This window comes from Pseudoalteromonas sp. GB43 (assembly GCF_054923805.1).
Map to the genome: position 1 here is coordinate 717,955 of NZ_JBPCHJ010000001.1, position 12,049 is coordinate 730,003.

The window sequence follows — 12,049 nt, forward strand, 5'->3', positions numbered from 1 at the left end:
CCGTTGAACTTAGTGTCAAACAAAGAGCAAAATACAAGTCAGGACTCACAAGCGAATACAGTATTAAAAAGCAAAAATATCAGCTTTATCCATCTGAACTAATTAATGCTTTTTTGATTCACCCAAAGAATAGCCGACTGAATAGCTATCCAAGTGTCACGCACTTAGTATCAAGTGATATAGATACTTTACACTCAATAACAATCGAGTCATCAGAAACAATCTGGCTGTCTATTCTAGATGAATACCCTGCTCAAGAGCAAAAAGTAAGGTGGTGGAATAATGAAAATTAATGCTATGTTACTGGTTTTTTGCACTTTTATGGCGGCATGCAGTGCCGAGGAAACTAGCTTGCATGATTTAACAGAAGATTTTCATGCTTGGCTATTAAAACCGAACACTGAACTAACACACTTCAATTACAAGGATGGTGTTTTTAAAGCAAAAAAAACAATTACCTCCGGTGGCGAGATTCATTATAAGAAGACTGGTAATAACTGTATTGCTTATGCACCTCATCGCTATTTTGATAAACACACGCTAAAAATAGCCAAGGCAGTGTTTGCTGAATGTCAGGTGTTACTCACAAATTCAAAACATAGAAATACCCTTGATCAAAGTAATAATAAACTCGATTTTGGCAAATACAAAGTTAGTAGTGCGAATGCATTTATTCTTGCCTATGCTAAGACTGTAGAATCTTTTTCTATTTATCAGGTACATGGGTTTGCAAAGGAAAAGCGAAAAACTTTACAAGGGCGTAATGCAGATATCATTGTTAGCAATGGCTCTAAAACACCGTCAAAAGCAACTGTAAAAATATCTGAATGTTTAAATAATCAAGTAGGCTCTAATGTTATGCTATTTGGTCGTGATGTTTTTGAGCTCGGAGGGACAAAAAATATACTTACCGACATGGCGCCTGTTAATAGCCAGTTTTTTCATATCGAGTTAAGCCGTCAAATGCGTGAGCGTTTAATAACTAATAGCCAACTTTTAAAGCAGTTTAGCCAATGCCTTATATCATAATAGCCTTAGTCACTTTTACATTATTCAGCATCAACATGGTGTATGCTGCTAAGCCTGAGCATGCGGTTCTTGAGCCCCCTATTTGGTTACAAACCACGCCAAAACTGGCCCCTTTAACGTCTACTCAAGAGTTGCAATTTGATGCCAAGCAGCATCAGTATTTATGGCTACCAGAAGGCCATTGGCTTGAGATAAATCCCGATTTATTAAATCAATTTATTATCAGCGCCGGAAACACACAATACATTCAGCAGCGTTTACAAGTTCATCGGGATCTACTTTGTAATTCGAAACGATGCCAGCTTCCGGCAACAGGCCATAATCGTATAATTGCCATTCAGAATCACCTTGACGAAAGCGCTAGCTTTAGGGCTCTTGTCGGTCACTATCAAGCAAAAAGAGATAGTTTTCGACGTGCACTCAAACTAGCAAAACCATCTGTTTTATTGACCACACAGCAAGGCAATGAGCGTTATTATCAACTGCATAAAGATGAAGAAGTTACGCTGTTTTTTCCTGCAGCAAAAAAATTAAAGCTATCTGTTAGGCAGAATATGCAACTTCCTGATCGAAACGGTGTTGTGTACGCCTATGTTGATAACGTTTTAACAGCAAAAGTGAATACGATTAATAGTCTCGCTGTTGAATATTCAGATAAGAATGTTGGTTTAGTTAACTCAGATTATTTGGCTATCGACGCGACCAATACCTAACCATTAAAAGCGCAACAAATTCACTGGTTAAAATAGAGCAAAGCCACCGCGCAATTTATGATGAAGGTGCAGCCGCAAAAGAACAAGAAAAGCAACTAATGCCATATTGGCTAAATACTGCCAATGATCATTTAAAATCAATTTACCAAGAGCACTCGTTGGGGCCGTTAAGTAACACTGTTTTTTCTGAAAATGACCCGCTTAACGTAAAGCGGTACTATAACTTGCTTTCGATGATGAGCATCGATTCACAACTTGTTGGCAGCTATCGAAACCAATTGCCTGTAGAAAGTAAAAGTGAAACCATCACTGAGCTTGCTGAGCTGCGTTTAGTCGATCACCATTTTTCCCCTCGTATCAATCATCAGACTAGACTTTTAACAGCTCTGTCTCAATCTGCACAAGTGTTTGATTTAACGGCAAAAGAACGAGCTACGCCTTGGCTTACCCTAATTGCAAAAAGTAACAATGACACACAATTAAAATTCACCGCAGGTGAGCAAAGCTGGCTAGTTAACCTGAAAGCGACAGAACACTTTCAAACATTAACACTCTCTGTGCCTTTAAAAGAAAAATCACTTTCTATACAAGCACTTAAAAACACAACGGAACATATTGATTTTGCACTATACGCAAGAACTCTAGCTGATATCCCCATGGATGAAGTACTCTACCAGCAGCCGAACAAGTTAAGTGCAAAGAGCCCTACCACAGAGCTGATTATTAAAAACTACTTGCACAAGCAGCATGCGGACTATTTAGCTTCAATTGAACCTTATACACCCGCACAGCAGCAATTAAACATAACAGATTGGGAACAGTTGCTAATGACTGCTAATGATTTAGCAGAATCTGCGCCATTGGATGCCCTTCGCTTTTTGAAAAAGCTAAGCCAGCATAGTAACCATCAAGTTGCGGAAAAAGCATGGCAAGCAAGAATTGATATTTTGAGGCAGCAAAAACAATTTCATTTAGCAAATAGCTATCTAGAAGGTTTATACAAAAGTGCAAAACAGGCTCAATTGCAGCATTTTGCAAGTTTAGAGTTGATTAAAATTTACCAAGAGCAACATCAAGACTACAAACTATTTGCCTTGTGCGCTGGTAATTTATCGTCAATTTCCAATTGTAGAAAAATCTTGATCAGGCTTGCTGTTAAACAGCAGAAAAATCGTTTAGCGACGTGGCTAGCTCATCAGTCTGATCAGCAAAACATCGCAGAACCAAGTTTCGCAGCACTAAATTTTCAAAGTTTGGTTTCAAATACTAAACAAAATGACCCTTTATACCACTTAGTAACAGCTGAGCAAGCTGGACTTATTGATGGACAAGGCAAAATACAAAATACCGTGCTAAGTGATAAGAAACCGTGGAAATTTACTGCTACGCACCCTATTCATTTAGCGATCAAAGCTCGGGTAGCTGCGAAACAAAATGGTGAATATCAAACGGCTTGGCTAAAAGCCGATAGCCAATATCAGCATAAATTGATGCCAATTTTTAGTGATATTCCAGCAAATATTCAGTTTATAGATAATCAGCAACTAGCATCTATATCGGCAACCTTAATTATAAACTTGCAAGTCGGAGAAACTCTGACTTTGAGCGCTGATCATCTGACATATCTTGATGTAAGCCTGCTCCCTAATGATTTAGTTTCTCAATTTGACTACCAGTCTGATGCTGCCAATAACCTGACTGCAATAGACTTTATGTCATTAGTTTATTCACCTACCGCATCACAGTATGACTTATTAATTAATGGCTTATACCAATTAAGCAAAAGGCGTTTAAACGACAATCAATACACTCAGCTACTGCAACGTCTAGAGACCTTACCAGCAACAGCTAGATCGACCTTCATTCAGAATAGAATTGAAAGTTTTGGTCAGTGGCAACCTATTGAAAGCATGCTAGATTATGCTGGAACTCGACTATTTAAAATGCAAGCTCCTGCACAAAGTAGCTTTGCTGATCGTTTTACCTTGCTTAACACCCTGTCTGCGTCAGAGCAAGGGTTACAGTTACGACCATTCCATACTTTGCATATTGATCTAGCTCAAACTGCTGGACAACAAATCCGTTTTAAATTTCACTTCTCTACTGCAGAGTTAGCACGAGACAATGTCGCAAATGTTTCACTTCGCCTAGCTAATGAACTGAAAACCTGGTCAGTTTCACAACAACAAAGTGTGCCATTTACTTTTACTAAGCAAGAGCTCGATAACAACATAATCAGTATTAGATGGCTCAACCCTTACCTATCGCAATACTTAACAATAGAAGCAGAACAATATCTAGCCGGAAAATGGCAGCACTTAGAGCTACCAACCAAGTTATTATTCTACACGGTAATACCGGACACACCGCTAATAGCAACTTTATCGGACCGACAGGCTGATCAAGTTGGAAGAAATCGACGAACAAAGACGAACAGAACGTCGCTTTTTTCATCCTGCAGGAAAAATCGAAGTTAAAGCTGAAAAGTTGGAATATGTCCGCCTATACAGTTGGCAGTTAAGCGAACATAACAATAAAATTTCTGCTTACTCGCAGACTAAAGCTGCCCTGCCAGAGTTGATCACCTATCAAGCGCCTGAAAAAGTAGAAATCGTTAAGGAGCAAACAGAACTACACGCAGATGAACTCAACTGGCAAGTTTTTGCTCGTTATGATCAACAGCAAATTTTTCAAAGCGCTGAAGATATTCCCACCCGCAAAGAAACTGATATTGGCGCTAGAATTCGGATAAATGATGATAATCAATGGTATCAGTTAGAGGGATATTACTCATTCAGTGATACGCAAACTGATATTATTAATTTAAATGGATATTACTCTTGGGAGGATGAAACAACGCCTTGGTATATTGATAGCCAAATTAATAGTCGCTGGCAAATGAGCCGAGAGCAATTTGATAGTCAATACGCGATTGATGCCAGCATTAGTATTGGCCAAATATGGCGACAAGACTCAGTGCATCGCCATCAATGGCAAATAACTCCTTATGTTCGCTACAGCAGCGCTGATTTAGCTGACTACCTCGCTGATGATAAGCTTAACTCAGGTATTTTTAATTTTTACAGAGAAAATCATTCATCTGGTTGGTTAGGGCTCTACCAATATAGATATCAGCCCTGGGTCGATAACTACCTTAACTTTGGTGTTTCTTCCGGTTCTAATGATGATTGGAGCAGCTTGGATTATTTACGTTTTAACTCTAGTTGGAATCAATATTATGAAGGCCATATTTTCCAGGTGGGGCTAGATAGTTATTACCGCTTCGCTGATGAACATCGTGCTACTGCCACATGGCAATATATCTCTCGCTTTGCATGGCAAAAGCAGATTGACTTAGGGGGCTTCTCACAAGGCTGGCTTAAAGTAAGCTGGCAACAAGATTGGGTTTGGAATAACCACAATATTAGTGTTGAGTTTTCATCTGGCAATAACTTGCATACGGGCTTTGCTCCCTATGCACACGATGAAATTATTTTTCCAACACTTCAACTTAACCATTTGTTAGAGCTGAGTGACTATGAGCAGTAAAGTTTTAAAAGAGCGCCTTGAGTCTCTACTATTTGCCGATATAGCCAATTTTTGGTTAGACCTTTATCGCCAAAAGTATAAGCAACTCGTTAACGAATTAAGTGAGTGGGAGCTCATAAAGAACCAGCCAGATGATAATGACGAAGATGATTGGTTGTTACTTCAAGCTATTGCTTTTTTAACTCACAAAATTGATAAGCTGCAAAACCAATTAACCAAACTTGATGGCGATCATCGTCGCTTTGTTGAGCGTTTGAGTCATGCGGAATTAAAAGCCGAGAGGCAATTTCATATCCTTGATTATGCAAAAACATTAGGGGCAAGTGAGTTGCAACTGCAAAAGGATCAAGATGCTTTTCAGCGTTGGTTTGATGAAGGGGCAATGATTAATCGTTACCAAGATAAAACCTCTGAACTTGAGCAATCATTAAAGTTTTTGATAGGAAAGCTCGGTGATTTAACAAACCGTTATTTACGTAATCACCAAAATGACATGGCTCAGTCATGGTTAAGGCTCGATTTAGAAGGCTTCTTTTTAAACCTACTAGAAAAAACAGACAATGAAGCAACACGAAACTCATTATTTAGAGCGTTAGCTAATCAGGTAAATTTGCTTAATGAATATGTCGAAGATCCTGAGTTTAATGCAGATTTAGTTGAAAACTTACTACAGTCATTAGAGAAGCCAACAACACCACACGCAGCAAAAGTCGATATTTTAGAAATACTAATTAATCTTAGACCCACTTTTACTCGCTACTTTATGCGCTCTCATATTGATCTGGACGTTGATAAAAACGGCAAAGTAGATCGCCAGCAGTTATTTTTAATTACTTCATTTGCCAAAATCATCAGCAAACAGTTTTCCTTAAATGAGGCAAACCGTAAACTGATTTTTTTGCTTGCTAAACATGCTTACCCTCGTGTTCGTCAAAGTGTTATAGAGCAATGTTCCGTTTTGCCTTGGTCATGTGTAACCGATTTACTCAATGAGCGGATGCAACTTGAAAACAGCCCAGCTGTAAGACTAACATTAATTAAACAGTTATCAGACCCGCGCTTTAGTGAACAGCAATTAGGCTTTAAGTTATGGCAACAACTCCTTGAGGAAACTGATAACTTTGCAGAACAACGTCTATTACTTGAACTCACTCCGAGGATCATGTTTAACCTTCAAGTTGATAATGATAATCATGACTACACTCAAGATATATTTAAAGCGTTTATAAATGTATTAAACCGACAACTTGAAGAAAAAACTAACCTTGCAGTAAAACGTATTATTAGCCGTGTTCGAGAACAGTTAGTCAGTTTTATGCATCAGCAACAAGTTGCACAATTAGAGGTGAGCTTAAGTTCAGACACATCCATTGACTGTAAAGAAGTAGATGAAGATTTGCTTGGCCGACTACTAAGTAAACAAGCTCAGCATTATGAAGCGTTCAATGTTATCCTGAAGAAAAAGTCATGGCAGGTGCAATTGGGTTATAAGCGTGGCTTTAGAATCTGGCGCTTATGGCATGAATTTAAGAACCCTAGTACCGGAAAAAGACAAAGCTATAACCATTTACAGGCCAGAAAGCCTAGTGCATTTATGCATGTACCAAGTTGTACTGTTGCAGAGATAAGCCAGACAGAAGTACCCGGTGAGCCTCGTTTTGATGAGCATCAATTTAGCTCACGACCACACTTGCCATTACTTGATTTCTTATTAAGTACCTTGTCTCAAGATAATTTAAAAGCGCCAGCTAAATCCTATACACCTGATGGCATTTTGATAGTTTCACCACCAACAAGTTTATTTAAGCGTTTATATGCATACTGTTGGATTTCATTGAACTACGAAAAATTGAATGAGTTACGAAATGGTACTGAAGTAGAACAACAACACTACCTAGAAAACATTCGCAGTAAGGGCTTTACGCTAGACTTCCAACCATATGGAATGTTGTTTGATGTAGCGTTTCCTGTCGAATCAGGTATTGCTAACCTTTATAAAAAGCTCGCAATTACACCCTTTATTTTTAACATTGGGTCAAGCTTTAAAGAGTATGCGTATTCAATTTACCAAAACAGCATTGGTCAGCTAATATTTTTTGTCATTAGCTTTATCGCTTACTTTTGGGCGAGGCATATAAAAATAAGCCGTCAGATTCAATCTGACAGAGCACTTATTCCTGTATCGATTGGCGGCTGGGGAACACGTGGGAAATCCGGAACAGAACGCCTTAAAGCGGCCCTTTTTAGCAGCTTAAGTCTAAAAGTAGTAAGTAAAACAACGGGCTGTGAGGCTACGATGATTTATGCAAGGGCAAGTGGTGAGCAGTTTGAAATCCCCTTATTTCGTCCATTCGATAAAGCCAGTATTTGGGAGCAAGGAGATGTTTTGCACTTTGCTAAGAATGTAAAAGCAGACGTATTTTTGTGGGAATGTATGGGGCTCACACCACGTTATGTGCGTATTCTTCGCAACTGGATGAAAGACAATTTCTCAACCATAACAAATGCCTACCCAGACCATGAAGATATACTCGGTCCGACAGGTATCGATGTTGCAAACGAAACCAGTCACTTTATTGGCGAGAATAGCTTAGTATTTACCAGCGAACAAAATATGGCTCCTATTTTAGACGTCAATGCCAAGCAGAAGAACTCAAGTTTGATCCAGGTGCATTGGATGATGGCTTGCAAATTACAGACGATATACGTTCTTTATACCCGTACCAAGAACATCCAGCTAATATTGCGCTAGTTTGTAAAATGGCACAGCATATTGGCTTAAGTAGAGACTATGTTTACAAAGAAACATCGGCCAGAATCATTCCCGATATTGGTGTTTTACAACATTTTGAAAAAGCTAAAGTGTGTAAAGTAGAACAATCATTTATTAATAGCATGTCAGCAAATGAACGTTTAGCAACGTTAGAGAATTGGCAACGGTTAGGGATCTATGATTTAAATGACAACCCCAAAAAACAGGTTATTGCTTTAATCAATAACCGAAATGACCGTGTGGCTCGCTCAAAAGTGTTTGCAGATATTTTAAGTCACGATTTGCGTTTCGATAAAATAGTTGTAATTGGTACAAACGTTGATGGGTTTTATAGCTACTTTATTAACGCACTCATTGAGCGATTAGATAAAATTATTGCAAATAATGATCTAGAAGAATTTAATAAACTTTTATCTCAGTTCAACTTTTTAACTGAAGAACAATTAATTGCTCGGTTGAGCGACGCATACAATCTAACTCTTGCTAATAAGCTCATAAAATTAAACGGCGACTCGCTTAAGAAATCTAATATTAACGCTCTTTTGAAAGATGCTACCGGTAACTCAAATGAGGCCGAAGCATCGGCTATTTTACAAAATCTATTTGTTTATCAACAACGTCAAACATTAGAGTTGCTTAAGCAAGATATCGTTAACAATAGCGAAAAGCTAAAAGAGGTTATTGTAAATACAATAAAATCTAACGTTGTGTTACATGAAAACAGTAGTTTATCTGCTGATGAACTAACGCGGTCAATTGCCCAATTAGGTTTAGTAAATAACCATCAAGTTATTGTTGGTATGCAAAACATTAAAGGCGCTGGCTTGAACTATGTTTACGCTTGGCAGCAGTGGCAGCGAATAAACCATACTCTTGAACATCTATTTGACCAACAATGTACAGCTAAGGAGTTCAGAACAGCACTAACAAACCTCAACATGATTGTTTCCTTTAATAGGTTAGAAGTGGCCACATTAAAACAACATTTGAGCACATTGAAAAAAATGCACTTGGCGCAGAATGAGTTCTGCCAAGCAGAAATCACTAATCTACTTGAAAAACTTGAGGCATATAGTTCTGAAGATAACATTGAGAAACAGCAAGCATTGCCTATTCAATATTTAAATCAAGTGGTTGAGTCATTTCTTGATGCAGGAGCAGCTGTTAAACGTAAGAAAAGAGCAAATCAAATTTATAAAGATATAGCTGATCAGCGAATTACCTTAGAAAAGGCGATAAAAATATTAGGCAAATTAAGCCGCAATCAAAAATCAGGCTGGTTTGCTAACAAATCTAAACCCAATTAACTTTTAACCTAGCATAAAAGCGCAAGGTAACCCAAAAGGATTGCTTTGCGTTTTTATTATTTTCCCATCGAAAAATCAGAATTTTCCTACAAACTAAATTCTTATTAAAAATCAATTGATTAATATGAAAAATTAAAAAAGTATAAATTTAAATCTATTCCCTATTTGATAAACACCAGCAAAAAGCAGTAAAATGATACTATTAAATATTAATTTTATGTTAACAACTTCGGAGACTGTCATGAAAAGCTTAGTTTCTAAATTAGCAGTGTTACCTTTAGCTATCGCATCTGGTATGGCAATGGCAAGCACAAACCTAGTTGAAAACGGGTCATTTGAAAATAACACAGTAACTGGCCATGGTGGACAATGGCAGTTATTCAGTAATATCGATAACTGGAGCCGTAGTAACAATGCTAAATTTGAGTTACAAACTAACAAATTAGGTATTGTTCCAGCTCAAGATGGTAATCAACTTTTGGAACTAGACTCAACTGCTAACTATTCAATTTCACAGAGCGTAGCTACTTCAGCAGGTAAAAAGTACGAACTTACTTTTTATTACTCTGCTCGTGTTGAAGGTAATGCGACAACAAACGCTGCCAAAGTTTTATGGAATGGTAATGAATTAGCTACCATTAATAGCAGCACAAAAGGCTGGACTAAATATAGCTTTACTGTAGAAGCAAACGATACTAGTTCAGTATTGAGCTTTGCTGGTGCTGGTAAATCAGACTCTTTAGGCGCATTTCTTGATAATGTTTCTCTAACAGAAATTCCAGAACCTTGTGCAGTTGAAACAGGTCTATATGGTATTAATAACTTCGGTTCAGAAACTGAGGGCTATGTTTATCATTTCAACCCAGTTTCAAGCTCTGTCACTATTGTTGCAGGCCTAAATAACACAGCTTCAAATATTGCAAGTAAAGACGGTGTGCTTTATTTCATGGAGCAACTAGATAAGAGCAGCAAAGCATCTAAAATTTACAGCTTAGATTTAGCAACTAACCAACAAGCGGAAGTAGTTGATGCGACTTCATTCCCTATTTACCGCTCAACAGTCACCGCTGATGGTCTTGCTCTTCGTGCAACAAGTAAGACATATATGTACGACTTTGATTTAGAAACAGGTGATAAGACAGTTCTTGGTAAACTATCTTACCCTGGTGATACTTTCTCAGATGGTGATATTGCTTACTCAAATGACTTTAACGTACTTTACGTGTTAACAGGTAAAGCACTTTATACGCTAGATGAAGGTAGCTTAGAATTGACACTTGTTGGTGAGCATGGTGTAAATTGGGCATCAGGTATTGCGATTGCAGATGATGGTACAATTTATGTTTCAGGCCGCGAAAGTGGTGAAAATGCTAAAATCTACTCACTTGACCAAAACACTGCAGAAGCAACGTTTGTAATGGATGGTCCTTCTCATGTTAATGACTTAACATTTGTTAGTGAAGCAGTTTGCGCTGCAGAGTAAACTGTGTTTAAAACCATAAAAATGCCAGCTTAGCTGGCATTTTTTATTTATCTTGGGTATCACTTATTTGTGAGTTTCTTTTGCTCTAACATTTCTTTCCAGTGCATTACTTCTGTTGGCAAGATAGGAGCTACACCTTCAAACCCAGCAACTTCAAGCATTTCTTCAACGCTCACAACACCTTTCTTACGTTTAAATACCCCTCGTACATAGGCAATCGCATGCAATCCACGCTCAGAGTGAAACTTTTGTTCGATGTAAAAGTATTTATGGTCCCAGCCAACTAAACGCGTACTAACAGTGTATTTTTGCATTGGTTTAATATCGCGAATATAGGTAATTGCAGTCGCATTAACGATCGGGAACCAACGACGTTTCATAATATGTTGAAGCAACCCTACTCTTTCTGTCATCCAAGTGCGCGCCAAATCCATCATTGCTAAATAACGGGAATTAGTCAGGTGCAAATTAATATCGCAATCAGTCGGCAGTGCTCTGAATTCAATATCTATCGTGTCGAGTAAACCTTGATAGTCACGATTACGTTTGATTTTAAAAAACAATAATATTAGTCGAAAATATAGATTCACAATAAAGGTCTAACCAGTTGATAATTCACAAAGTGTATCACAGCATATTGCTAAGGCGAATATTCTGCTCTAATCTGTGCATATATTATTATAAAAACAGATAAGCCTAATGAAACTATTCAGTTTGGTAACTCTATTTTCTGCAAGTTTATTTACCGGCTCAGCATATGCTGACTTCAACTTTCCAGGTAACGGTACTTTAAAATACCCAACGGGTGTGGAAAAAGATTTTAAATTTGGTTTTGCTTGGCAACAAACTGCCGAAAAATTCACTATTGGTGATAAAAGCTATGACATGTCTTTGCCTGAGTCATACTCCGTTGCGATTACACTGAGTAAAGACGAACAACAAGTTTGGGTACAAGAGTTTAATAATGGCTTTATTGAAGGCTTCAATTGGCAAATAGCAGATCACTCCTTAAAACTCGAAAAGCGCAAATTTAGCGACTCAGTCAAAGGCGATTATGTTATAAGCCTAGATAACCGAGATTACTTTTTTGCCCGCAATAACATAAGTATTGTTATCAAATTTGACAATGACGGTATCAAAAATATTGCCATTGATGGTGTCACCAAGGATATGGGTACCAAACAGTAGCAAAAAG

9 protein-coding genes are annotated in these 12,049 nt (G+C 37.9%); 8 read left to right on the plus strand and 1 reads right to left on the minus strand.

What is annotated here, in order from left to right; all coding sequences use genetic code 11:
- The first annotated feature begins 282 nt into the window (after positions 1-282).
- From ACRWSG_RS03395 to ACRWSG_RS03425, 7 genes are all read left to right on the plus strand, one after another.
- Complete coding sequence (locus tag ACRWSG_RS03395) at positions 283-1,029, plus strand: hypothetical protein (RefSeq protein ID WP_054551773.1); 747 nt, start codon at positions 283-285, stop codon at positions 1,027-1,029.
- A complete protein-coding gene (locus ACRWSG_RS03400; protein ID WP_462165613.1) occupies positions 1,014-1,742 on the plus strand; it encodes a hypothetical protein in 729 nt (242 codons plus the stop codon). Before ACRWSG_RS03395 ends, ACRWSG_RS03400 begins: the two co-directional genes overlap by 16 nt.
- A gap of 98 nt (positions 1,743-1,840) precedes the next feature.
- Positions 1,841-4,219: a hypothetical protein gene (locus ACRWSG_RS03405; protein ID WP_462165614.1), complete on the plus strand. Its 2,379-nt coding sequence runs from the start codon at positions 1,841-1,843 to the stop codon at positions 4,217-4,219.
- Positions 4,149-5,291, plus strand: coding sequence for a hypothetical protein (locus ACRWSG_RS03410; protein ID WP_462165615.1), 1,143 nt, complete (start codon positions 4,149-4,151; stop codon positions 5,289-5,291). Before ACRWSG_RS03405 ends, ACRWSG_RS03410 begins: the two co-directional genes overlap by 71 nt.
- A complete protein-coding gene (locus ACRWSG_RS03415; protein WP_462165617.1) occupies positions 5,281-8,043 on the plus strand; it encodes a hypothetical protein in 2,763 nt (920 codons plus the stop codon). The genes ACRWSG_RS03410 and ACRWSG_RS03415 overlap by 11 nt, the downstream gene beginning before the upstream one ends.
- Positions 7,977-9,371: a hypothetical protein gene (locus ACRWSG_RS03420; RefSeq protein WP_462165618.1), complete on the plus strand. Its 1,395-nt coding sequence runs from the start codon at positions 7,977-7,979 to the stop codon at positions 9,369-9,371. Before ACRWSG_RS03415 ends, ACRWSG_RS03420 begins: the two co-directional genes overlap by 67 nt.
- Before the next feature lie 241 nt (positions 9,372-9,612).
- Positions 9,613-10,854 carry a DUF642 domain-containing protein gene (locus tag ACRWSG_RS03425; RefSeq protein ID WP_054551960.1) on the plus strand — a complete coding sequence of 414 codons (1,242 nt, stop codon included), beginning with the start codon at positions 9,613-9,615 and terminating at the stop codon, positions 10,852-10,854.
- A gap of 59 nt (positions 10,855-10,913) precedes the next feature.
- Here the strand turns inward: ACRWSG_RS03425 and ACRWSG_RS03430 are convergent, their stop codons facing one another.
- Positions 10,914-11,444: a thioesterase family protein gene (locus tag ACRWSG_RS03430; RefSeq protein WP_138601468.1), complete on the minus strand. Its 531-nt coding sequence runs from the start codon at positions 11,442-11,444 to the stop codon at positions 10,914-10,916.
- Positions 11,445-11,553: 109 nt separating this feature from the next.
- On the opposite strand from ACRWSG_RS03430, the gene ACRWSG_RS03435 reads away from it, so the two are divergent.
- Positions 11,554-12,042 carry a hypothetical protein gene (locus ACRWSG_RS03435; protein WP_054551777.1) on the plus strand — a complete coding sequence of 163 codons (489 nt, stop codon included), beginning with the start codon at positions 11,554-11,556 and terminating at the stop codon, positions 12,040-12,042.
- The last annotated feature ends 7 nt before the right edge of the window (positions 12,043-12,049 follow it).